The 24,883-nt window shown below is 57.1% G+C and carries 16 protein-coding genes; 13 read left to right on the top strand and 3 right to left on the bottom strand.

From position 1 onward, the window contains the following. Positions 1-20 precede the first annotated feature (20 nt). Together dnaE and tilS are read left to right on the top strand one after the other, a co-directional pair. Positions 21-3,494 (top strand): DNA polymerase III subunit alpha, encoded by a 3,474-nt coding sequence (gene dnaE / locus L2731_RS01460; protein ID WP_249251544.1) that lies wholly within the window; start codon positions 21-23, stop codon positions 3,492-3,494. Continuing rightward, a complete protein-coding gene (gene tilS / locus L2731_RS01455) occupies positions 3,495-4,883 on the top strand; it encodes a tRNA lysidine(34) synthetase TilS (RefSeq protein ID WP_249251543.1) in 1,389 nt (462 codons plus the stop codon). It abuts the gene before it with no gap. Between the two features lie 101 nt (positions 4,884-4,984). Here tilS and dgcS read toward each other — a convergent pair whose 3' ends face one another. Beyond that, on the bottom strand, positions 4,985-5,860 hold the full coding sequence (dgcS, locus tag L2731_RS01450) for a diguanylate cyclase DgcS (RefSeq protein WP_239851544.1): 876 nt from the start codon (positions 5,858-5,860) through the stop codon (positions 4,985-4,987). 232 nt (positions 5,861-6,092) lie between these two features. On the opposite strand from dgcS, the gene L2731_RS01445 reads away from it, so the two are divergent. Continuing rightward, a complete protein-coding gene (locus L2731_RS01445) occupies positions 6,093-8,042 on the top strand; it encodes a monovalent cation:proton antiporter family protein (RefSeq protein ID WP_239851541.1) in 1,950 nt (649 codons plus the stop codon). A 15-nt stretch (positions 8,043-8,057) separates the two neighbouring features. Continuing rightward, positions 8,058-8,816 carry an SGNH/GDSL hydrolase family protein gene (locus L2731_RS01440; RefSeq protein ID WP_249251541.1) on the top strand — a complete coding sequence of 253 codons (759 nt, stop codon included), beginning with the start codon at positions 8,058-8,060 and terminating at the stop codon, positions 8,814-8,816. On the opposite strand, the gene L2731_RS01435 is transcribed toward L2731_RS01440, so the two are convergent. After that, positions 8,813-9,937 (bottom strand): patatin-like phospholipase family protein, encoded by a 1,125-nt coding sequence (locus L2731_RS01435; protein WP_239851538.1) that lies wholly within the window; start codon positions 9,935-9,937, stop codon positions 8,813-8,815. The two genes, L2731_RS01440 and L2731_RS01435, sit on opposite strands and share 4 nt — an antisense overlap. Before the next feature lie 496 nt (positions 9,938-10,433). Here L2731_RS01435 and L2731_RS01430 point away from each other — a divergent pair, with 496 nt between their 5' ends. Beyond that, the gene (locus L2731_RS01430; RefSeq protein WP_041509294.1) at positions 10,434-11,102 is read left to right on the top strand and encodes a response regulator transcription factor; all 669 of its coding nucleotides are present in this window, start codon (positions 10,434-10,436) and stop codon (positions 11,100-11,102) included. A 99-nt stretch (positions 11,103-11,201) separates the two neighbouring features. Here the strand turns inward: L2731_RS01430 and L2731_RS01425 are convergent, their stop codons facing one another. Beyond that, entirely contained in the window at positions 11,202-14,702 is a 3,501-nt protein-coding gene (locus L2731_RS01425; protein WP_249251540.1) for a hybrid sensor histidine kinase/response regulator, read from the bottom strand. Between the two features lie 257 nt (positions 14,703-14,959). Between L2731_RS01425 and L2731_RS01420 the strand changes: the two genes are divergently transcribed. The 8 genes from L2731_RS01420 (at position 14,960) to L2731_RS01385 (ending at position 24,405) form a co-directional block, all read left to right on the top strand. Next, on the top strand, positions 14,960-15,997 hold the full coding sequence (locus L2731_RS01420; RefSeq protein WP_249251539.1) for a DcaP family trimeric outer membrane transporter: 1,038 nt from the start codon (positions 14,960-14,962) through the stop codon (positions 15,995-15,997). Positions 15,998-16,116: 119 nt separating this feature from the next. Beyond that, the gene (locus L2731_RS01415) at positions 16,117-16,914 is read left to right on the top strand and encodes an ABC transporter ATP-binding protein (RefSeq protein ID WP_249251538.1); all 798 of its coding nucleotides are present in this window, start codon (positions 16,117-16,119) and stop codon (positions 16,912-16,914) included. Then, complete coding sequence (locus tag L2731_RS01410; RefSeq protein ID WP_249251537.1) at positions 16,914-18,881, top strand: long-chain fatty acid--CoA ligase; 1,968 nt, start codon at positions 16,914-16,916, stop codon at positions 18,879-18,881. Before L2731_RS01415 ends, L2731_RS01410 begins: the two co-directional genes overlap by 1 nt. Beyond that, positions 18,878-19,771 (top strand): branched-chain amino acid ABC transporter permease, encoded by an 894-nt coding sequence (locus tag L2731_RS01405; protein WP_041509297.1) that lies wholly within the window; start codon positions 18,878-18,880, stop codon positions 19,769-19,771. Before L2731_RS01410 ends, L2731_RS01405 begins: the two co-directional genes overlap by 4 nt. 60 nt (positions 19,772-19,831) lie before the next feature. Then, on the top strand, positions 19,832-20,905 hold the full coding sequence (locus tag L2731_RS01400) for a branched-chain amino acid ABC transporter permease (RefSeq protein WP_239851521.1): 1,074 nt from the start codon (positions 19,832-19,834) through the stop codon (positions 20,903-20,905). 139 nt (positions 20,906-21,044) lie between these two features. Beyond that, positions 21,045-22,289 (top strand): ABC transporter substrate-binding protein, encoded by a 1,245-nt coding sequence (locus L2731_RS01395; RefSeq protein ID WP_041509299.1) that lies wholly within the window; start codon positions 21,045-21,047, stop codon positions 22,287-22,289. Between the two features lie 62 nt (positions 22,290-22,351). Then, a complete protein-coding gene (locus L2731_RS01390) occupies positions 22,352-23,170 on the top strand; it encodes an ABC transporter ATP-binding protein (protein ID WP_249251536.1) in 819 nt (272 codons plus the stop codon). 8 nt (positions 23,171-23,178) lie between these two features. Then, positions 23,179-24,405 (top strand): phenylacetate--CoA ligase family protein, encoded by a 1,227-nt coding sequence (locus L2731_RS01385; protein WP_249251535.1) that lies wholly within the window; start codon positions 23,179-23,181, stop codon positions 24,403-24,405. Positions 24,406-24,883 lie beyond the last annotated feature (478 nt).

Genomic DNA, 24,883 nt, shown 5'->3' with positions numbered 1-24,883 from the left:
AACTAAATTAGAACCTCCATATGTCAGAACCTCGTTTCGTGCACCTGCGCGTACACAGTGATTTTTCCATGTCTGATGGCCTGGCCAAGGTCAAGCCCATTCTCGCCAAGGCGAGTGAAGATCAGATGGCCGCGCTGGCCCTGACCGACAACACCAACCTCTGTGGTCTGGTGAAGTTTTATGGCGGCTGCCACGGCGCGGGGATCAAGCCCATCGTCGGTTGTGACTTCTTCATGCTTGTGCCGGGCTTCGAGGACGAGTTTTGCTCTATCACAGTGCTGGCGATGAACAACGAGGGCTATAAGAACCTCACCCTGCTGATCAGTGATGCCTATCTGCGTGGCCATGTAAAAGACAGGGCTGTGATCGACCAGGCCTGGCTGGAGCGCTACAGCGAAGGGCTGATTTTGCTCTCTGGTGCCAAAGATGGCGACGTCGGTAAGGCGCTGCTCAAGGGTAACTGCGGTCAGGTGGATTCCCTGGTCGCTTTCTATCAGACCCATTTCCCCGACCGTTATTATCTCGAGCTGATCCGCACCGGTCGCCCCGACGAGGAGCGTTACCTGCATATGGCCGTCGAGCTGGCGGGTGAGAAAGAGCTACCTGTGGTGGCCACCAATCAGGTGGTCTTCATACAGCCGGAGCAGTTTGAGGCCCACGAGATCCGTGTGGCCATCTCGGATGGTTTCACCCTGGCAGATCCAAGGCGGCCGCGCCGCTATAGCGAGCAGCAATATTTCCGCAGCCAGGATGAGATGTGCGAGCTGTTTGACGATATCCCCGAGGCGCTGCAAAACAGTGTCGAAATTGCCAAGCGCTGTAACGTGACGGTGAGACTCGGTGAATACTTCCTGCCGAATTTCCCCACCGGTGACCTCTCCATCGAAGATTACCTGGTCGAGGTTTCCAAGAAGGGCCTGGAGGAGCGTCTCGAGTTCCTCTTCCCAGAGGAGGCGGAGCGCGCCGAGCGCCGGGGCGAGTACGACGAGCGTCTCGACGTCGAACTGACCGTAATTAACAACATGGGATTCCCCGGCTACTTCCTCATCGTGATGGAGTTCATCCAGTGGGGTAAGGACAACGGCATCCCTATCGGTCCTGGCCGTGGTTCGGGGGCGGGTTCTCTGGTGGCCTATGCCCTTAAGATCACCGACCTGGATCCGCTGGAATTCGACCTGCTGTTCGAACGTTTCCTTAACCCAGAACGTGTTTCCATGCCCGACTTCGATGTCGATTTCTGTATGGACAGACGCGACGAGGTGATCGATCACGTGGCCGATCTCTATGGCCGCGACGCCGTGTCACAGATCATCACCTTCGGTACCATGGCGGCCAAGGCCGTGGTGCGTGACGTGGGCCGTGTGCTGGGTCACCCCTATGGCTTCGTCGACCGCATCTCTAAGATGATCCCGGCAGAGCCCGGTATGACACTGGCCAAAGCGTTCGAGGCCGAGCCGGCGCTGCCCGAGGCCTATGATGCCGACGAAGAGGTTAAAGATCTCATCGACATGTGTCGGGTGCTCGAAGGGGTCACCCGTAACGCGGGTAAACACGCCGGGGGCGTGGTGATCGCCCCGACTGTGATCACCGACTTTGCGCCGCTCTATTGTGATGCCGAGGGCCACAACCCTGTTACTCAGTTCGATAAGAACGACGTGGAAACCGCGGGGCTGGTGAAGTTCGACTTCCTGGGTCTCAGGACCCTGACCATCATCGACTGGGCGCTGCAGATGATCAATCCGCACCTCGAGAAGCAGGGCAAAGAGCCGGTGCGTATCGAGGCGATCGAGCTGGATGATCCGGCCTCCTTCCGTTTGCTACAGCGCTATGAGACCACCGCCGTATTCCAGCTGGAATCCCGCGGCATGAAAGACCTGATTAAGCGACTACAGCCTGACTGTTTCGAAGATATGATCGCACTGGTGGCCCTGTTCCGACCCGGGCCGCTACAGTCGGGCATGGTAGATAACTTCATCGAGCGTAAGCACGGTCGTGAAGAGGTTTCCTATCCGGATCAACAGTGGCAACACGAGAGTCTCAAGCCGATCCTAGAGCCAACCTACGGCATCATTCTCTACCAGGAGCAGGTGATGCAGATCGCCCAGGTACTGGCTGGCTACACCCTGGGCGGCGCGGATATGTTGCGTCGTGCTATGGGTAAGAAGAAGCCCGAGGAGATGGCCAAGCAGCGTAGTATCTTCGAAGAGGGGGCGGTGAAGAACGGCGTCGATGGCGAGCTGGCGATGAAGATCTTCGACTTGGTGGAGAAGTTCGCCGGTTACGGCTTTAACAAGTCGCACTCGGCCGCCTACGCCCTGGTGTCCTACCAGACCCTCTGGCTCAAGACCCACTATCCGGCACAGTTTATGGCGGCGGTGATGTCGGCGGATATGGACAACACAGACAAGATCGTCACCCTGGTGGACGAGTGTGAGCGCATGGGCTTGCCGCTGCTGCCGCCGGACGTCAATAAGGGCCTGTTCCGTTTCACCGTGGACGACGACCTCAACATCGTCTATGGCATCGGCGCCATCAAGGGCGTGGGTGAGGGGCCGGTGGAATCGATCCTCAAGGCCCGTGAAGAAGGTCCATTCGTGGATCTGTTCGACTTCTGTGCCAGGGTCGATCTCAAGAAGCTCAATCGAAGAGTTATCGAAAAACTGATCTGCGCCGGCGCCCTGGATAACCTGGGGCCGCACCGCGCCGCCATGATGGCGACCCTGCCAGAGGCGATACGCGCCGCGGATCAGCACGCCAAGGCCGAGGCGATTGGCCAGCACGACATGTTCGGCCTGCTCAACAGCGAGCCGGAAGATAACAAGCAGCAGTTTGTGCACTGCACGCCCTGGCCCGATAAGGTGTGGCTCGAAGGCGAGCGGGAGACCTTGGGCCTCTATCTCACCGGCCACCCCATCAATCAGTATCTCAAGGAGCTGAAGCACTATACCTCGGGCAGGCTCAAGGATGTGCATCCTACCGAGCGGGGCAAGACCACCAAGGCCGCAGGCCTGGTGGTGGCTACCCGTGTGATGATGACCAAACGCGGCTCCAAGATGGGCCTGGTGACGCTGGATGACAAGAGTGCCCGCCTCGAGGTGATGCTGTTTACCGAGGCTTTTGAGAAATTTGGCGAACTGCTGGAGAAAGACAGGATCCTGATCGTCGAAGGAGAGGTGAGTTTCGACGACTTCTCCGGCGGCAATCGCATGACGGCCCGCAACATCATCGATATGGGTGAGGCGCGCAGTCACTTCGCCCACGCGGTCGAGGTCGATCTGGATGGCGAGAGCATCAATCCCGATTGGCTCAGTCAGTTCCAACAAGCTGTCGAGCCCTGGAAGGCGGGGAGTGTACCTTTGGTGATCAACTATGCTCAGCCCACCGCCAAGGCCCAGTTCAGGCTGGGGGATGAGTGGCGGGTCAATCCGACCGACGAGCTGATGCTGGCGCTGGAGACACTGACCGGCTCAGACAAGGTAAGGATCCTCTTCTAGATGGCGCAGGATAGCTTCTGTCCGACTGCGGCACTGACCCAGTTGCTGGCGCGTGTCGCACCTGAGCCCGGCACTAAGCCAGCTATGAAGTTAGTGCTGGCTTACAGTGGCGGCGTCGATTCAGAGGTGCTTGCCTATGGGCTGAGCCGTTTTGCCAAGGCGCATCCCGAGTATCAATATCTTTTGGTGCATGTGCATCATGGCCTCAGCGGCAATGCTGGCGCCTGGCAGGCTCATTGTGAGCGCCGCGCCCATGACTATGGTTTGCCTATAGCGGTTAAATCGGTGACCGTAGCCAGCGGCGCCCGCATCAGCTTGGAGGCGGCGGCTCGCGAGGCGAGATACGACGCGCTGTTAAGTGAGCTGGCCCCTGGCGATATTCTGCTTACTGCCCATCATCAGGACGATCAACTCGAGACCCTATTGCTGGCGCTCAAGCGCGGCCTTGGGCCCAAGGGGTTGGCGGCCATGGGAGAGGTGCAGGCCTTTACCCCAGAGAATCTGTTGCTCAGGCCGCTGCTGACCTGTTCCCGCGCCCAGATTGAGGCGTTTGCTAAGGCACTGGGGCTTGAGCATATCGAGGATGAGAGTAACCAGGACAGTCGCTTCGACCGTAACTTTTTGCGTAATGAAGTGCTGCCGACCCTCACGGCGCGCTGGCCGGCCTTTGCCTCCACGGCGAGTCGCAGCGCCCAGCTGTGCGCCGAGCAGCAGGCGCTTATCGACGAGGAGGTGAGTCTTCGCTTACCCGCCATGCTGATGTCTGTGCCCTATAGTCGGCAGCCAGTGCTGGATCTCACCTTGCTGGCGCAAGAACCCAAGCGCTGGCGCCCCCATCTACTGCGGGGCTTTATCGAACATAGTGGTTTCGCCTTGCCCTCGGCGGCGCAGCTTGCCGATATTCTGGCGCAGCTCGAGGCCAAGGCCGATGCGCAGGTGGCGATTCGTATCAAATCTATGGTGCTGAGACGTTTTCAGCAATCCCTCTATCTGGACCCTGTCGAGGTTGAGCCAAGGTGCGAGCAAGTCTTGTCAGGCCTGAGCCTTGACACACTATCCCAAGGTGCGAGCGAGCTAAGCTGGCCCCTCGATAGCCACAGCAAGTTAGTGGCTAAGTGGGGCATGACTGGGCCTCGGCTGCTTTTGGAAGGTGATGAGGTGACGCTGCGTTTTGGCGCCCCGGGCGCGCTGCGCTGTCACCCCCATGGGCGAGACAAGGGGCGGGAGCTGAAGAAGCTGTGGCAAGAGTTTGCCGTGCCGCCCTGGGAGCGCGGGCGGATCCCGCTGATTTTCGCAGGCGAACACTTAGTGGCCGCAGTCGGGCTCTGGGTGGATAAACGTTATCTGGCGGCTGAGGGCGAGGGCGGCTGGCAGTTTAGCCTCGCCTAACGCCGGGATAGGACTCACATGGCGGCGTCCTTTGCTGCCGCGTGACTAGTTTTTGATACAATTTTCGCCACGATTTTAGCAAAGTTAGTTTAGGTCGCTTGCTAGTCGACGCGGTAGCAGCGACGTCCCGCCGCCTTGGCCTGATAGAGGGCCTTGTCTGCCCTGAGATACAGGGTCTCGGTTTCATTACCTAGCTGCCACTGAGCCACGCCTATGCTGGTCTGCACCTGAAACTTATTCAGCAGGGTATCGTGCTCCATCATGGCGAGGATACGTTCACATAGCACGCTTGCCGCCTGGGCATCGCCTTCGATAAGGAGGGCAAATTCGTCCCCGCCGATGCGAAAGGCCTGATCGCTGTCGCGAATCGCCTGACTCAGCGTCTGGCCGAATTGACTCAGCACCTCATCACCGACCAGGTGACCATACTTATCATTGAGACTCTTGAAGTTATCGAGATCCAGCACCACCAGGGTGATGGCGTCGCCGTGGCGTTGAGCGCGGGCCAGTACCTGTTTGAGACTCTGCTCATAGTAGCGGCGGTTGCCAAGCTGGGTGAGTGAGTCGTGCATCGCCTGTCTCGCCATCTGCTGGTAGGCGATGGCGTTTACCAGAGGGCTCAACAACAGCGATTGCAACTGGTACAGCAGCTCTGTCTGTGGCTTGATCAGCGGCGCCGACAGACGATAGGCGATGCTGATGCTCACCCCATCATGGCTAAGGTTTTGTTTTATTAGTAAACCTTGCTCACCGCCCCAGCTTAGCTGATACTCTTTATAGCACAGGGTGATTCCCTGCACAGGCAAGTGTTGTCCCATGAGTTTGCCGTAGCAGGCAAATACCGTCCGTGGATCTAGGCTCTCATGCAGCTGCTGCATGACGGTGACCAGGTTAGGCGCACCGACTGTATTGTGATGGTGATCTGGCTGATAGCGATATTCGTCAAACGAAAATTCTGTCGCTAAGGCAAAGTCCATAATCTTTACTCCACAATGTAACGGACCCGAGATAGATTATATAAAGCAAAAATCGTGCCTAATACTAAATGATGATTTTGTTTATATTTGTCATTGAGTTAGTCTGAGGTAGCAGCAACTTAGATGATGACAGTATTTTGACTGTGGCAATAAACTTGACACTATGAGGTCGCGCCACGGGGCGAATTGGGGCAGGCTTAATTGAGGGCGGCGCAAGTAGAATGGAGCGTTAATGGAACACAGTATACTGGTTAAGATCCTTTTGATGTTGATGATGGCCATAGTGGCGATCGCCCTCTTTAGGCGGGTGGGCTTGCCGGCGATCTTGGCCTATCTGATCACTGGGGTGATCAGTGGCCCCTCTGCGTTCAACTGGTTCACCCAGCAGCAGATCCACTCGGTGGCCGAGCTGGGGGTGGTGCTCTTGATGTTCTCTCTCGGCCTCGAATTCTCTCTGCCCAGGTTGTGGGCTATGCGTCGCACAGTGTTTGGCCTGGGTAGCGCCCAGGTGTTCGTGACTGCCGTCTTAACCATGTGCATCAGCATGTTGATGGGCCTTAACCTGAGCGAGTCTATCGTGGTGGGCTCGGCCATAGCCCTCTCCTCTACCGCCATCGTCTTGAAGTTACTCAACGAGCGCGGCTGGCTCAGACGGCGTCACGGGGAGCTGTCGGTCAGTGTGCTGCTGTTTCAGGATCTGGCAGTGGTGCCCCTGCTGATTCTCATGCCGCTGCTGGCCTCTGATGGTGAGATGCTCAGCTGGCATGAGATACTGCTCGCCATGGGCGAAGGGGTACTGGCCTTTGTCGCGCTGATGGCCGTGGGTAAGTGGGCGCTACCTAAGGTATTTGACGAGGTGGCCCGCTCTCGCTCCAACGAGCTATTTGTCCTCTCAACCCTGGTCGTGGCCTTGGTGACAGGCGCCTTGACCCAGTGGCTTGGCCTCTCCATGGCTCTGGGGGCCTTTATCGCCGGTATGCTGCTTGGCGAGAGCCAATATAAACGCCAGCTGGAGGCTGATATTCGTCCCTTCAGGGATCTGCTGATGGGGCTCTTCTTCATCTCTATTGGTATGCTGCTCGACTTTAGCCTGGTGATCACCTTCTGGTGGCAGGTGATTCTGTTGGTGGTGGCGGTGATCATCGCCAAGGCATTGATCGTCTTTGGTCTACTCAGGGCCGCCAAGGAGTCGTTTCGTACCTCGGTGGCGACAGCCATCAGCCTGGCGCAGGTGGGGGAATTCAGCTTCGTGGTGCTGGCGCTGGCGGTTAACTATCAACTGCTGGAGATCACCGTCAGCACTAAGCTGGTGATGGTGGCGGTACTCTCCATGGCCGTGGCCCCCTGGTTGGTGCGCCACAGCGTGGATATCGCCAGGCGCCTACATGGGGTCAAGTCCATCAAGCAGGGGGGCAATGAAACTATTCCGATCCCAGAGCAGAGTAGTGACCTGGTGCTGATCTTGGGCTATGGCCGGGTAGGGCAGACCATAGCACGCTTCATGAAGACGGAGGCGATCCCCTATCTGGTGCTCGACAGGGACCCCACCAGGGTGACCGAGGCGCGCCGGGCCGGCGAGCCTGTCTATTTTGGTGATGTGGCCAAGCGGGCGATCCTCAAGCAGGCGCAGATTAAACAGGCCAAGTTGATCGTGCTGACCTTCACCAGCAGTCATGTGCTCGATGAGGTCTTGCCCCTGTGTCGTCAGCTGGCGCCCGAGGCCAAGATCTTGGTGAGAACCCGTGACGATGAGGGGATGGAGGCATTAGAGGAAGCCGGTGCCAGTCAGGTGATCCCCGAGACCTTAGAGGGCAGCCTGATGCTGGTGTCTCAGGTGCTCTATCAGTGCGGCGTGCCCCTGACTCGCATCCTCAAGCGCCTCGAGTATGAGCGGCGCAATCACTACCAATATCTGCATGGTTTCTTCTCTGGCGAGGAGACAGACTTTACCCTGGAGCTGCTGCACGCCGTCGCCCTGCCTAAGGGGGCGCAGGTGGTAGGGCAGCCACTCTCTGCCATTCCCTGGGAGAAGCTGAGGGTGGAGCTGAGGGCGGTGCGCCGCAGCGGCGCCGAGGTGGAAAGCCCCGAGCTGGATTGGCTGATCCGCCCGGGGGATATATTGATCATCCTGGGTAAGCCGCGGCGCATCGAGAAGGCCGAGCACTATCTGCTTCAGGGTTAAAGCGATGGCAAGCCTATGATGAGAGCAAGCCTGTTATTAGTATTTTCTCCCCTGCTGCTGATGCAGGCCCTGTGGGTAAAGTTGCGCACGCCCAGGTTGCCCGAGCCCGAAGGCGAACGCTGCGGCGAGCTGGGGGAGGGACCGCCGCTTAGGCTACTAATTCTGGGCGATTCTGCCGCCGCCGGAGTTGGCGTAGCCCGTCAGGATGAGGCCCTGAGTGGTCAGCTGACGGCGCTGTTGCAGCCCCACTTTCGCCTGCATTGGCGCTTGCTGGCCAAGTCGGGCATGACGACGTCCCAGACGCTAAGGCTTATCCGGCAAGAACCGATTCGGGTCGACGTCATTCTTATCTCCCTGGGGGTCAACGATCTACTCTCGCCCATAGGCGTACAGCGCTGGCTGAGCGCGACCCGCGCACTTATCGAGGGACTGTTACAGGACTCGCCAGATGCCAGGCTGCTGCTGACGCCACTGCCACCCCTGGGGGCCTTTCCCGGCTTTGCTCAGCCTCTGGCCGGTGTGTTGCAGCGAAGAGAGGCGCTATTTAATCAGGCCTTAAAACAGTTTTGCCGTGACCAGAATGCCTGCCAGCTGTTGCCGCTAAGGCTACCCTTGACGAGTGAAGCCCTGGCCAGCGATGGCTTTCACCCCAGCGCCAGCAGCTATCGTCTGTGGGCCGAATGTGCCAGTCAGGTCATTCTCACCCAGCACACCCCAGGCTGTTCATCGGATAGTGCTGATGAGTCTGGGCAACACCTTGCTAATCTGGTCTAGGGGATTTTGAAGAAGGCCTTGATCTCATCTATCTGACACATGGCATCTTGATAACCTAAGTTGATCAGCGCGCTACAGTATGACTGCTCGAACAGCAGGTAGGAGACGATACTCGAGTCCGATTGCTGGTTGATGCCGATCAGCCTTAGCAGCAGCTTCACCGCCAGGGGCATCTCATGATAGTGCTGGGCGGCGAGCAGACTAAGGTCTTCGCTGGGCTTAATTACCAGCGTGTCTATGTTCTTGAGCGACGCCTCATGGCGGCGCTCCTCGGGGATCAGGTTTATGGTGCCGTTGATCCGCTGCAATCGCTCGAGATCGCTGTTGAGGGTGTCGGAGAAGATGGTATCGAGCAGGTGACCGGCTATGGTTGCCGTCTTGGGATGATGTTCGAACTCCTTATGTACCTGCTTGTGGGGACTCTCTAAGTTGATCACCATGATCTTCTCCGCCCCAAGATGGATCGGGCTACTCAGGGGGGCCAGCTGATGCACTGAGCCGTCGCCGTAATAGCCGCGATTGAGCTTCACCGAGGGGAATACCAGGGGGATGGCGGAGCTGGCCAGCAGGTGTTCGGTATGCAGATGGGTGCGCTGCCCGCCACGTCGGGCACGGTTCCAGTCTTCAATTTCTTTGGCGGCCTGAAAGAAACTCACCGAGCGCGACGAGTTATAGCAGGAGGTGTCTACGCTAAGGGCGTGCAGGGCGCCATTGGCAATGTTGCGATCGATCCGCTCGAAATTAATCAGGTTGTTCAGCAGATTTCTCAGGGGCTGGTTGTCGAACAGGCTACCGGCTTCTGTGTTGATCTTCACATCCTGTAGTCCCATCAATGCCATCTGTGCCAGGTGAGAGAAGATGCCGCCGAAAGAGGAGCGGTAGACCTTATGGGTGTTAAAGTGGCGCCAGACCCACTCTAGCTTACGTACGCCGAGGTGAAAACAGGAGGCGTGGGTAGCAATCGAGGTGCCGTTGATGGCGCCAGCAGAGGTGCCGCAGATGATCTTAAAGGGCACGCCGTGGTTACGGGGATAGAACTGCACTATCGCCTTGAGTACCCCGACCTGGTAAGCGGCGCGCGCACCACCGCCTCCTAATACCAATGCTGTCTTATCTGGCAACTGCGTTCCCTCTAAATGGTTTCTGTTGTCGAGCGTTAGGATTTAAATTATTGATCTTTTTATTGTATTGAAGCGCTATTATGCTTCTTGCTAATAGTGACGAGGCGTACTGTCTCGCCCAGCGCTTTGGCGATGATTTTCGTGGCTGATATTGATTAGAATATGTGAGCCGTGTGATATGTTCAAGCCAGCGCCTATAGATGATTCTCGGCAAATCATGGGGCATTTCGGTGCGAGCCATGGGCCGTTATTGGACCATTAAGCGCCGAACATCTCCTCAATACGTCATCTCTAGCACAAATAATAGCGCCCTGACCTAGATAATAAGTCTATATTGACGCCACTGCCGAGGATGGGCTTTAGCAAATTTATGCCGCTATCTAGTTGTAATGTAAATGTTAACTGACAAGTGCTTCCTCGGCTACGGCTTTTAGGCCTGTTTGATAATCTCTAAGGTTCGCGTAGACTGGAAATGAGTACATATGAGGGATCAAAAATGTTACAGCCACTAAAAATAATAATAGCTGATGATCATCCACTGTTTAGACAAGCACTCGTAAACACCCTAACCACCCAGTTTGATCAGCCTTTGCTGTTCGAGGCGGAGACGGTGACGGCACTGGATGAGATCTTAACCCAGCACCAGGATGCAGACCTGCTTTTATTGGATCTGAACATCCCTAACGCACATGGATTCAACACACTCGTCAATATTCGTAATAGCTATCCCCATATCGGGATAGTGGTGATCTCCGGCCAGGAGGATAAAGTCACCGTGGGTAAGGCGATGTCTTTCGGTGCGGCGGGCTTTATTCCCAAGTCCTCGCCGGTCGAGCAGATGGTCAAGGCGATCAATGCCGTGATGGCAGGACGCCAGTGGACGCCGCCGGGCTGTGAGGATCTCAGCGCGGTCACGTTGGACAGCATGAGCAGCAAGATAGCCAGCCTGTCTCCACGTCAGCACAAGATCTTGATGATGTTCGCCGATGGCCTGCTCAACAAGCAGATCGCCTATGAACTGGGCCTGTCGGAGGCAACTATCAAGGCCCACGCCAGTGCTATCTTCCTCAAGCTCGGGGTACACACACGCACCCAGGCGGTGATCGCCATGAGTCAGCTCTATCTGGATAAGACGCCGCTGACCGCCGAAGTGGAAGAGGTTTAGCCACAGAGGTTTAGCCGCAGAGGTTCAGGACCAATAGGCCCAGTTTGAGCTAGCTAGAAGCGCCCCGCATCTGTAGATTTCAGGTGCGGGGCGTTTTCGTTAGTCGGTCAGTGGGTCTACTAGATTAAAGTGAGGGCTCGGCTGCGCCGAGTAGTTGTTGTGCAGGCTGTTGGCCAGGGTGGCACTCATCACGGCGCGCAGGGCGATGGGTTTGATGATCTTGCGCAGATAGCCATAGCCCAACTCTTTGGTGCGCTGCACCACCTCTTCGTCTATGGTGGCGGTGATCAGAATCGCCGGGATGGGGCGGCTGGACATGGCCTGCAGTTCGGCCATGAGATCCAGGCCGTTTTGATTGTTCTCCAGCTGATAGTCCATCAGTACTATATCTATCTTACTGGCAAATTGGCCGACACAGGCCTTGGCCTGCTGCGCCGAGGAAGCGGTATAGACCTGACATTTCCAGCCCTTCAATAGCTCCTCCATGCCTGCCAGCACGTTCGGATCGTCATCGACACAGAGTACATGTACGCCGTTGAGGGTGAGAATATCCGGCTGGCTGGCGTGTTCCTCGACAAGTTTCGGGGTGACGGCGTTCAGGCTCAGGCTGAAGATACTGCCTTGGTTGACCTTAGATGACAGGGTGAGCCTGTGCTGCATCAGCTCCGCCAGGCCCTGGGCGATATTGAGCCCGAGTCCCAGGCCGTTGACCCCTTCGTGGCCCGAGTGCTGCAAACGGGTAAACTGCTCGAAGATCACCGCCTGCTTGTCATCCGGGATCCCCGGGCCATCATCCACCACCTGGATGGCGATGGTATCGCCGTGGCGGCGACAGCCCAGCAGGATGCGACCGCCACCGGCATAGCGAAACGCGTTGCTGATGAGGTTCTGTAAGATGCGTCTGAGCAGCACCTTGTCGCTGCGCACCCAGAGCTTGGTCTTGATACACTTAAATTCAGCCTCTGTGGTATTGGCCATGGCACTGAACTCTTCTACCAGAGAGTCGAGCACCTCCTGCAGGGCAAACTCGGTGATCTCGGGCACGACCGTACCGCCCTCGATGCGTGACACCTCGTTGAGATCCAGCAGCAGCTCGTTGGCCACCTGCAGGGCGTTGTCGATATAGCCGATCTGCTGCTTCTGCTTGTTCGACAGCTGACCCCCCTGGACAAAGGCGGAGGAGAACAGCCGCGCGGCCGACAGTGGCTGTAGCAGATCATGGCTACAGGCCTTCAGATACTGGCTCTTCTTCTGGTGCGCCTGTTCTACCTTCTGTAGGGCTTCGGCCAGCTCGGCGTTGGACTTGGCCAGCTGCAGGTTGGCCTGCTCCAGGCGCTTGGTGCGCTCAAATACCCTGGCTTCCAGGTCTAAGTTTTTCTCTTTCAGCAGCTTTTCCGCCTCGCGGTACATGCTGATGTCGGAGAAAATCATCACGAAGCCGCCGCCCGGGATGGGGTTGCCCTGAATGCGTATCGTCTTGCCGTCGGGCTGGATGCGCTCGGTGGCGTGGCGACTGCCCTGTCGCAGGAAGTTGAGGCGCCGCTCCACCTGCTCATCCAGGTTGGGAATATAGCCCTTGCCGAACTTGAGGTTATATTCGATCAGCTGCCTCACGGGGCAGCCGATGTAGATGAGGTCGTCCGGGTAGTTAAACAGGCTGAGATATTGCTGATTCCAGGCCACCAGGTTGAGATCTTTGTCGATGACAGATATCCCCTCGCTGGCGTTCTCGATGGCGCTGTGCAGCACGCTGCGGCTGAACTCCTTGCGGTGGCTCGAGGCCTCCTCTACCAGCTGGGCCACATCCTCGATGGCGATGTCGCGTCCATGGAGTGCGCAGGAGAGCACCAGGCGCGCCGAGGCCGACCCCATGACGCTGGCGAGCATGTTTTCGGTAAAGAAGATCAGCGCCTGGTTATGGGCGTTCTTATCTTGAATCGGCTGAGGCTGACAGGAGAAGAAGGAGTAGAAGCCCTGGGCGGCCTTGTCCTTGCCTATGAAGCGGGCCACCAGGAGTTCGAGCTCGGTGGGGTTCACATGTTTAGGCACCTCGGGCAGCGCCTTATCCAGCTCGGGGCGCTCGATAAAGTGGCCTATCTGCATCTGCTCATGCACGCTCTGACGGGTGAAGGAGGAGACCAGCCAGATAGCCATCACGTTGACAAACAGGCCAACCAGGGTCGCCATAGTGGTCATGGAGTAGCCGCTACCGGCAAACGGATGGCCATAGAGGCCGAGCTGTGGCAGCAGGTTGAGCACCAGCCAGAGGGCGAAGCCGCTGGAGATCCCCACCAATACGCCGATCAGCGTGACCCGACGCCAGAGGAAGGCGGCAAACAGGGCCGGGCCGATCTGGGCGATGGCGCCGAAGGCTACCTCACCTAAAGATGCCAGGGTATCGGGCGGGGCGATGAGAAACATGCCATAGCTCAAGAAGATCACCAGAAGCACCAACGCCTTGCGGATATTAAGCAGGTGCGAGCGGAACTTGTGGAAGTCGTTGCTCTGTATGTTGTTGATCTTAAATAGCGTGGGGAAGACGATCTCGTTACTCAGCATGGTACTCAGGGCGATGGTGGAGATGATCACCATGGAGCTGGCCGCCGAGATGGCGCCGAGAAAACTAAACAGCCCCAGCCAGATATCGCCGCTGAATACCGGCAGAAACAGCACATAGGCATCGCTCTGCAGCGAGTCGCCATAGAGGATGTTGCCCGCCTGACCCAGCGGGGTGGCGAAGAAGGCAAACACTAGCACATAGAGGGGGAAGGTCCAGCGGCTCCAGAGCACATGTTTTTGTGATTTGAGCTCAACGATCAACACCTGAAACTGGCGTGGGAGGCAGAGAAACGCCGACATCACTATGATCAGCAGGCCAAACAGCGAGATGAAGTTGGGGTAGGTGAACTCGGTTGCAATCGGCTTGATCTCTGTGGCCTTCTGCCAGATCTCCATGGGGGAGTCGAACAGGAAGAAGGAGACGAAGATGCCTATGGTGAGATAGGCGATGAGTTTCACCAGGGACTCGAAGGCGATGGCCAGCATCATCCCCGGATGGCGCTCGGTCACGTCGATGGCCCGCACCCCAAACACTATGGTGAAACCGGCGAGGATCAGGCTCACCACCAGGCCCAGCTGCCAGGAGGAGAGCAGATGGTCTTGCCTCAAGATCTCATAGGAGTTGACGATCGCCTTCTGTTGCAGCGCGATGTAGGGCAGGGTGCCGAACAGGGCGACGAAGGTGACCACCACCGCCAGCAAGGGCGATTTACCGAATCGGGCCGCCAGCAGATCGGCAATCGAGGTGATGTTGAGCTTGAGACAGACGCGGATCACCCGCTGGATAAAGGGCCAGGCGAAGATAAACAGCAGGATAGGCGCGATATAAACTGGCAGGTAGGCGAAGGAGTTATTGGCGGCCTGTCCGGCGGTGCCGAGAAAGCCCCAGGAGGTACAGTAGACCCCCAGCGACAGGGAGTAGATGATGGTGTGCTGCCCGGCAAACCACTTGCCGCGGTACTTGTCACCCAGAAACGCCATTAAAAACAGCAGGCCTATGTAGCTGATGCTGATGGCGACCAAAAGCCAGTTAGGGAACATTTGTCACTTATCCTATCTTTTCAGGAGCTTATCTCGCCATCCCGGCTCACTCCTTTTATTTTGTTATTCAAGCCAACATATCACAGTTAAGGCCAAAGTCGGCATTTACGGCCATCGACTTAAGTATTAGTGCTTACTGTCTAAGTCTCACGTATTGCGCCCTTTGGCCTACTACCGCTGCATTACTACCTATTCCCAATTGAGGCAAAGGAGGCATTTCTCCATCTTGAATGCAACCACAAAAGGGGATAATCAAGATGATATCAACAATAAAAAAACTCACGATCGCAACTTCACTCGGCCTGATGGCCAGTTCGGCCATGGCAGGCTATGACTTTAATGTCGGCGACGACGGCAAGCTGTCGTTTGGCGGCTACCTCAAGGTCGATGCCCGTTATGTTAACGGCGATGTCGGCTATCGCGACTTCTGGATTGGCACAGGCACGCCGCTCGAAGAGAGCGCGTCACAGTTCCGTATCTTCGCCAACGAGTCTCGTTTCAATACCAAGTATGTTCACGGCGACGTGATGGGTTTCATCGAGATGGATTTCCTCGGCGGTGGCGGTAACCAGGTGGTGTCTAACTCGGCCCATCCGCGTCTGCGTCATGCCTTCATCAAGTACAAAGACTTAACCGTGGGTCAGACCTGGACCACCTTCATGAACACCAGCGCCATCCCGGAAACCGCCGACTTTGCCGGTGCCACAGTCGGTTTGGCTTTCGTGCGTCAGGGGCAGATCCGCTACGACATAGGTGGCTTCCAGGTCTCTATCGAGAACCCTGAGAGTCACGGCGGTGATACCGCTAACGACGATCTGCCGGACGTAGTAGCCCGTTATAACTTCAAGGGCGACTGGGGTAATGTCTCCATCTCGGCCCTGGGTCGTCAGCTCAATACCCTGGGCGGCAACAGCGAAACCGCCTTCGGTGGCTCTATCGCCGGTCGCATCAACACCTTCGGTAAAGACGATCTGCGCTTCCAGTTCCACCAGGGGGAAGTGGGCCGTTATGTGGGCCTGGGGGTGACGCCAGATCTTATCGGTGAAGAGGTTGAAACCACCACCTCTTATCTGGCGGCCTACCGTCACTACTGGACAGATACCCTGCGCAGCACCTTCCTGTATGGCCGTATCGAGACAGACGAGTCGGATGCGGATCGCAGTCAGTGGAGCGTCAACCTGTTCCAAAACCTGACACCGGCACTGGCCGTGGGTATCGAAGTGGGTAACTTCGCCCTGGACGACCAGAACGTCGATTCTAACTACGCACAGTTCTCAATGCGTTACGCCTTGTAAGTGCTCTTGGGGGAGGGATTCCTCCCCGCTTTTTTTACCCGTTTAACCCTCGTCCTGGCATCCGCCGGGGCGACTCATCGCCGAAATACCCAGGCAGAGCCGTTTAAAGGAGTAGGGTTGTGAAAGATACCATTTTAACTGTCGATCAGATCTCGCTCGCATTTGGTGGGGTAAAGGCCCTGACCGATGTGAGCTTCGAGGTCGAGCGCGGCGCCGTGTTTTCGATTATCGGTCCCAACGGGGCGGGTAAGACCTCGATGCTCAACAGCATCTCGGGTCGCTACCGTCCACAGAAGGGGACGATTCATTTCGATAATCAGGATGTCACCCATCTCAGGCCCAATGCCCGTGCCGATCTCGGCATAGGCCGTACCTTTCAAAACCTGGCGCTGTTTGGTCACATGTCGGTGCTGGACAACATCATGGTGGGCCGTCACCACCTGATGAAGAACAACTGGCTCACCGGCCCGCTCTACTGGGCGTCTCCGGCGCAGAAAGAGGAGCTGACCCATCGCCGCCAGGTGGAGGAGATCATCGACTTTCTCGACATCTCCCATGTACGTAAATCCATCGCCGGCACCCTCTCTTATGGCCTGCGCAAGCGAGTCGAGCTGGCACGTGCCATGGCCCTCAACCCTAAGCTGATTCTGCTCGACGAGCCGATGGCGGGGATGAACCTGGAAGAGAAGGAGGATATGGCCCGCTATATCCTGGATCTCAATGAAGAGTTCGGCATTACCGTGGTGATGATTGAACACGACATGGGGGTGGTGATGGATATCTCCCATGAGGTGATGGTGCTCGATTTCGGTAAGAAACTGATCTCTGGTCTGCCCGAAGCGGTGATGGCCGACGAGCACGTGAGACAGGCCTACCTAGGCCTTGAAGATGACGAGCAATTACAAGAGGTTGGCTAATGACTCAGGTAAATAATGCGTCGACGGCGCGGGCCTTCGACATGGGCTCACTCGACACCTTTCCCAAGATCCTGCGCCATAATGCGGCCAACTGGGGTAGCGAGGTCGCCATGCGCGAGAAGGAGTTCGGTATCTGGACCGAATTCAGCTGGCAAGATTATCACAACCGGGTGAAGTGGATGGCGCTGGCCTTCGACCACCTGGGTATCGAGTCCCACAGCACCATCGCCCTGCTGGGGGAGAATCGTCCCGAGTGGGTCTGGGGCGAAGTCGCCGCCCATGCGCTGGCCTGTTTCTCCCTGGGTGTCTATCAAGACTCGCTGCACGAAGAGGTGGCCTACCTGCTCAATCGCAGCGAGGCCAAGGTGATCGTCGCCGAAGATGAGGAGCAGTGTGACAAGCTGCTGGAGCTGGGCGACAGCATCCCCTCGGTAAAATATATCGTCTACTGTGACCCGCGCGGCATGCGTAAATATGATGACCCACGCCTTATCAGCGTCGAGGAGATCTATCGAATCGGCCAGGAGGTGGACAACACAGATCCGCGCCGCTACGACAACCTGGTGGATGCGGGCAAGGCGGAGAACATCGCCATCTACTGCACCACCTCGGGCACCACCTCTAAGCCCAAGATCGTATTGCTACAGGGCAGCAAGTTTATCGACCATTGCTGCTCCTACCTGCGGGCCGATCCCCGCGCGCCGGGCGACAACTATGTTTCCGTGCTGCCGCTGCCCTGGATCATGGAGCAGGTCTACGCCGTAGGCCAGGCGCTCATCGCCCGTCAGATCGTGAACTTCGTCGAAGAGCAGGAAACCATGATGGCGGATCTGCGCGAGATAGGTCCAAGCTTCGTGCTGCTGGCACCTAGGGTGTGGGAAGGGATCCTCGCCGACGTCAAGGCGCGCATGATGGACTCGACCCCGCTCAAGCAAAAGCTGTTCGACTTTGCCATGAAGCGCGCCGAGCAGCGACTTGCCGAGGGCAGACGCTCTAAGCTGGCCGACATCATCTTGATGAAGGCGCTGCGTGACCGGTTAGGGTTTTCCTTCCTCAAGTCGGCGGCCACAGGCGGCGCGGCCATGGGGCCGGATACCTTCAAGTTCTTCCAGGCGATCGGCGTGCCGCTGCGTCAGCTCTATGGTCAGACCGAGATGTGTGGCGCTTATACAATACACGACGAACATGACGTGGATTACGATACTGTCGGTGTGGCCTTCGATACCGCCGAGCTTAAGGTGATCAACACCGACAGCGAAGGGGTGGGTGAGGTGATAGCCAAGACGGTGGGCATGTTCAATGGCTACCTGGGCGATCAGGCCGCTTTCGATGAAGATGTCAAAGATGGCTGGATGCACACAGGGGACGCCGGTTACTTCAAGCCGTCGGGCCATCTGGTGGTGATCGACCGCATCAAAGACTTGGCCAAGACCAGCCAGGGCATTCAGTACTCGCCGCAATATATCGAGAATAAGCTCAAGTTCTCCTCCTTCATCGGTGAGGCGGTGATCTTGGGCAAGGACAAGCCCTATCTGTCCGCGATTTTGTGTATCCGCTTCAGCATCGTCTCCAAGTGGGCCGAGCAGCAGGGACTGGCCTTCACCAACTACACCAACCTGTCGAGCCTGCCCGAGGTGTATCAGCAGCTACAGGCCGAGGTGGAGCGGGTGAACGAGACCCTGCCCGATGCGCAGAAGATCAACAAGTTTGTGCTGCTCTACAAGGAGCTGGACGCCGATGATGGCGAGCTGACCCGTACCCGTAAGGTGAGACGTGGTGTCATCGCCGACAAGTATGGCGAGATCATCGAGGCCATCTATGGCGATCAGCCCCATGTGGATATCGATACCGTGATCACCTTCCAGGACGGCACCAAGTCGCGCATTCAAACCCAAGTCAAGGTGGCGACAGTGATCGCGCCACAGCATCGTCTCGAGGGCGACGCCACTCAAAGGAGAGCATCATGAACTTTGAACTCTTATTGCAACTCATCGTCAACGGCCTGATCGTCGGCCTGCTGTATGGCGTGGTGGGTATGTGTTTCGTGCTGGTGTACAAGTCGACCCAGATCGTTAACTTTGCCCAGGGCGAGTTTCTGCTGGTGGGGGCCTGGGTCTGCTGGGCGTTTCTCACCTATTTCCAGCTGCCGTTTTTTGTCGGCTTCCTGTTCACCCTCTGTTTCATGGCGGTGTTCGGCGTGCTGCTGCAGATGATAGTGCTGCGCCCCATGATAGGTGAGCCCATCATCTCGGTGATCATGGTGACTATCGGCCTGTCTATCTTCTTCCAGTCGCTGACTAAGTGGATATTCGGCGTCTCGCCACAGAGCTACCCTAAGGTGTTCGATACCCAGTCTATCGCCATCTTCGGCCTCAACATAGAGCTGGCGTACCTGATGAGTACCATCATCGCCATCTTGATCATGGCCGCCTTCTTCCTCTTCTTTAAATATTCCAAGCATGGCCTGGCGATGCGTGCCACGGCGTTTGACCAGCAGGTAGCCCAGAGCCTGGGGATCTCGGTCAAGCAGGTGTTTGCCATGAGCTGGGGCATTGCCGCGACCGTCTCGGCCACGGCCGGTGTGGTGATAGGCATGGTGAACGGCGTGTCAGACTCGCTCTCGACCATAGGTATCAAGGTGTTCCCCGCGGTGATCTTGGGCGGACTGGACTCTATCGTCGGCGCCATTGTCGGTGGCGTGGTGATAGGTGTGCTGGAAAACGTTGCCGAGTTCTTCGACAGCCAGTGGCTGCATGTGGGTAACCTGTACAACATCGCCCCCTTCTATGTGCTGTTGGTGATCCTCTGGTTCAAGCCCTATGGCCTGTTCGGTACCCGCGACATCGAGCGCATCTAAGGAGCATAGCCATGACACACCTAATTACGTTCGACCCTATTGCAGTTCAAGGAGTTTTCTATGTCTAGTTTAGCGATGCGCCCGTGCGGGGATTTTCGCACCAGCTATAAGGCTGACAACACGATTTTTGAGACCAAGACCATACGCCTGGTGACCTGCCTGGTGATCGCGCTGGCCTGCGCCGCGCCCTTGGTACTCGATGGTTACTTTCTGACCCTGTTTATTCAGATCTCTTACTTAGGCATTGCCGCGCTGGGGCTCAATATCCTGGTGGGTTTCACCGGGCAGATCTCCCTGGGCCACGGCGCCTTCTTTGGCTTCGGCGCCTTCGCCTCGGCCTGGCTCAACACCAGCTTTAACATCCCTGTGGTGTTTTGTATTCCGCTGGCGGGCTTTCTCACCATGGGCGTCGGCATGATGTTCGGTATGCCGGCGGCGCGAATCAAGGGACTCTATCTGGCCATCGCCACCCTGGCGGCGCAGTTCATCATTCAGGACTTCTTCGGCCGCGCCGAGTGGTTTACCGGCGGTGCGGCCGGGGCCATGGCGGCGCCCGTCAGCCTGTTCGGTTTCGACTTCGATACCGATATGAGCTTCTACTTCATCGCCCTGTTTGCCTTGGTGTTCATGTACATCTGGGGCTGTAACCTGATGCGTAGCCGTGACGGCCGCGCCTTCGTGGCGGTGCGCGACCACTATCTGTCGGCGGAGATCATGGGGGTCAAGCTCAACAAGTACCGTCTGCTGTCCTTTGGTATCTCCTCCTTCTACGCCGGGATAGGTGGTGCCCTCTATGGCCACTACCTGGGCTATGTCTCGTCCGAGGGCTTCACCATCTTAATGTCGATTCAGTTCTTGGCCATGGTGATCATCGGCGGCCTGGGTTCAATCAAGGGCACTCTGATGGGCGTGGTGTTCATGGTGCTGCTGCCCGAGGTGTTAGAGGGGATAGTCGGCCTGATGAAATACACAGACTTCGGCAACCTGCCCATGGTCACCGACGGCCTGGCCTACATCAAGGAGATGGCTATCGGCCTGGTGATCATTTTGTTCCTCATCTTCGAGCCTGAGGGACTGGCCCATCGCTGGGGACAGATCAAGAATTACTGGAAGTGTTACCCCTTCGCCTACTAAGTCGAGGACAGATAAGGGCGAAGACAAATCAATTTGCTGTAAAACCGACACAGTTTGAATCGCAATGAGCGTTAAACCCGGCTGTAGCGCTGCCTTAACCGCATTCAATCTTTATGGATCATGTTGAAGGAAGAAAACGATGACTAAAAAAATACTGCTTAGCACCACGCTTGCTTGTTTAACCTTTGCCGCCGGCGCTGCCCAGGCCGAGGATACGGTTTTTGTCGGCCACCTGGCTGACATGTCAGGGCCCACCGCCTTCGTGGGTAAGCCCTACGCCGATGGAGTGCGTGACGCCCTGGCCTATATCAATGCCCACGGCGGTATCGACGGCACAAAGCTGGAGTATGAGACCATAGACTACGCCTACAAGGTGCCCCAGGCGATCGCCTCTTATAAGAAGTGGCTATCGCGTAAGAACATGGTGGCCATGCAGGGTTGGGGGACGGCCGACACCGAGGCGCTGATCTCCTTCGCCGCCAAGGATAAGACGCCTATCTTCTCGGCCTCCTATTCGGGCCACCTGACAGACCCTCAGGGCAAGAACCCTAAGACCACTAAGCCGGCGCCTTATAACTTCTTCTATGGCGCATCCTATTCGGATGCCTGTCGCGGCCTGGTGCAGTGGGCGGCCGATGACTGGAAGGCCAAGGGTGGTAAGGGCAAGCCTAAGTTTACCCATATCGGCGCCAACCATCCTTTCCCTAACGCGCCTAAAGAGGCCTGCGCCGAGTATGCCACCGAGCTGGGCTTCGACGTGCAGCCATCTGTGGTGATCTCCATGAAGCCGGGCGACTTCAAGGCCCAGTGCTTGAGCCTCAAGAGTTCGGGCACCAACTACGGCTATATCGGTAACCTGGGGGGCTCGGTACAGTCGCTGATCAAGTCTTGTGACACTGTGGGTACCGATATCCAGTTTATGTCTAACATCTGGGGCGGCGACAAGCTGGTGTTTAAGGCGGCCGGTGAGGGGGTGAGAAACTATATCTTCCCAACCATGACGCCGTTCTGGACCGACGATGTACCCGGCATGAAGCTGGTGCGTGAGATCTCTAAGATGTCTGACAGCACGGGCACAGAGGAGCGTCTGCATCACTATATCCGCGGCGTCTGCTCGACCTACTTCATGAAGGAGTCGATGGAGTGGGCCAAGGCCAACGGCGGTATCACGGGTGAGAACGTGAAGAAGGGCATGTACGCACACAAAAACTGGGTACCTAAAGGGCTAGAGGGCGTCTGCCTGGCAGCCACCTGGACCCCAGAGGATCACCGCGGCATCAACCAGGTCAACATCTACAAGGGTAACTTTAACCATGGCGACATCAAGGTCGAGAAGGTGAATCAGGTGACCCTTGAGCGCCGTACCGACTGGTTAGGCTACTAATCTCTTACCATTTGCCGGGCAGGTCAGGCTTGCCCGGCTCGCTTCTTGACCTTGGAGTTGTTATGACACAAGCAGTGCAGTTAAAGCCCGAGACACCACTTCTCTCGATCAACAATATCGAAGTGGTCTATGACGATGTGATCCAGGTGCTACGCGGCGTGAGCATAGAGGTGCCCCAGGGGGAGATAGTTACCCTGCTCGGGCCAAACGGCGCCGGTAAGTCCACCACCCTTAAGGCGATCTCAGGTTTGCTTAAGACGGAAAATGGCGAGGTATCCCGCGGTGACATTCATTTCATGGGCGAGCGTATCGACGTGAAGAATGCCGATGACGTGGTGCGCTCCGGCCTGTTTCAGGTGATGGAGGGACGCCGCATCGTCGAGGATATGACGGTGATCGAAAACCTGAAACTGGGGGCCTATACCCGCCGCGACGGCCAGGTGAACCAGGATATCGAGATGGTGTTCAACTACTTCCCGCGCCTCAAGGAGCGCACCGGACTGGCGGGTTATCTGTCGGGCGGTGAGCAGCAGATGCTGGCCATCGGCCGCGCCCTCATGGCCAGACCTAAGGTGATCTGCCTGGACGAACCCTCTATGGGTCTCTCGCCCCTGCTGGTCAAAGAGGTGTTTGGCATCATTGAGAAGATCAACCGCGAGCAGGGGATCACCATGCTGCTGGTGGAGCAGAACGCCAACTATGCCCTCAAGGCCGCTAACTACGGCTATATCATGGAGTCGGGCAAGATAGTGCTCGACGGCACCAAGGCCCAGCTGCTCAACAACGAAGATGTGAAGGAGTTCTATCTGGGCGGCGGCAACGAGACCCGCAAGAGCTTCAAGAACTTAAAGTCCTATAAACGCCGTAAGCGTTGGCTGTAGGAGGCAATATGGCCGAGTATTTCAAACCCCAAGAGGCTATCGCTCCAGCCGAGCGCGAACAGCAACTGATGGCGGCGCTGCCCGAGCAGCTCGGCTATGCCAGCCGTCATTGCGACTATTTTGCCCGCTTGTTTGAGGGGATAGATCTTACTCAGATTAATAGCCGCGAGGCGCTGGCAACCCTACCCATTACCCGTAAGGCCGATTTGATCCGTCTGCAGGCAGAGCAGCCACCCTTTGCCGGTATGACGCCAGACAGGCCAAGTGGCCGCATCTTCCAGTCGCCAGGGCCTATCCTAGATCCCGAGTGTGACGGCCATGACTGGTGGCGCATGGGCCAGGCCTTCTTCGCCGCCGGGTTCCGCCCCGGCGATACGGTGCAGAACTGCCTCGCCTATCATCTGACGCCCGGCGGTTTCATCATGGATTCGGGCGCCAAGGCCTGCGGCTGTACAGTGATCCCGGCGGGGCCTGGGCAGACCGAGATGCAGCTGGCGCTGATAAGCTCAATCAAACCCAATGGCTACTGTGGCACCCCCTCGTTTCTCAACATACTGCTGGAGAAAGGCAGGGAGCAGGGGATGGACACCAGCTCGATCACTAAGGCACTGGTGTCTGGCGAGGCGTTAACCCCATCCCTCAAGGCCAGCTTCGAGGCGGCGGACATCGACGTCAAGCAGGCCTACGTCACCGCAGACCTGGGGCTTATCGCCTTCGAGAGCGTCTCGGGTGAAGGCCTGGTGGTCGCCGAAGATATCATCGTCGAGATAGTGCGGCCTGGCACCCTGACACCTGTGCCCGAGGGCGAGGTGGGTGAGGTGGTGGTGACCAGCTTTAACCGCGACTATCCCCTGGTGCGTTTTGCCACCGGCGATCTGTCGGCCATCATGCCGGGCACGAGTGCCTGCGGTCGCACCAATGTGCGTATCAAGGGCTGGCTGGGACGCGCCGATCAGACCACTAAGGTGAAGGGGCTGTTTGTACACCCAGAGCAGGTAGAGCGGGTGCGCGCCCGTCATCCCGGCATTGTGAAGGTGCGACTCGTCGTTACCCGTCAGCAGGATAATGATGTGATGCGCCTGCTGTGTGAGGTGGATGAGACGATGCGGCCACAGCTGGATATCGCCGCCGTGCAGGCGTCGATCCGCGCCGAGACCCAGCTGTCAGGGGAGGTGGCGCTGGTGGCACCAGGGGCCCTGGCGGATGATGGGGTAGTGATTGAGGACCAAAGATAATGTCTAGGCTTCGTCTAGCCTGACTTTGAGGATAATGCCCAGCCTTAGATGAGGTTGGGCATTTTTGTTTTTTTGGTTTCTGTTAGTGTGGAGTTGAGCTTTTGGCGACTTGGGTGTTGGGAGTATGTCTGAAGGTTTAACCTTCATGGCAATCTAGCAGTAGTGGTCAACTAAAATTGGCCACGGTTTTATAAGTTTTCCAGTAAAGCCTTTCCGACTCATTCGGAGTGAGACCGCTATTGTATTGGTACTGCCAAACTTACAGAGGCACTGCTATCGCCGCCGCACTGATGATTAAAGGTGAGCTGGAAGCACGACAATGCTTACTATCTTCGCTAATTGTCAGAGACCGCGATGTATCATTTCAAACAACTCCTTAGCGACATATTGAGCAGGTTAGCTATGCCTGCTCGTTAGCTAATTGAATAAAACGGAAGCCCTAAGGTTACTGTACCCAATGCCTCGAATTGGTCTACAA

Origin of the sequence: Shewanella aquimarina, assembly GCF_023349185.1 — a bacterium.
GTDB lineage: Bacteria > Pseudomonadota > Gammaproteobacteria > Enterobacterales > Shewanellaceae > Shewanella > Shewanella aquimarina.
The sequence above is the reverse complement of the archived record's forward strand: the minus strand, read 5'-3'. Positions and strand labels throughout refer to the sequence as shown.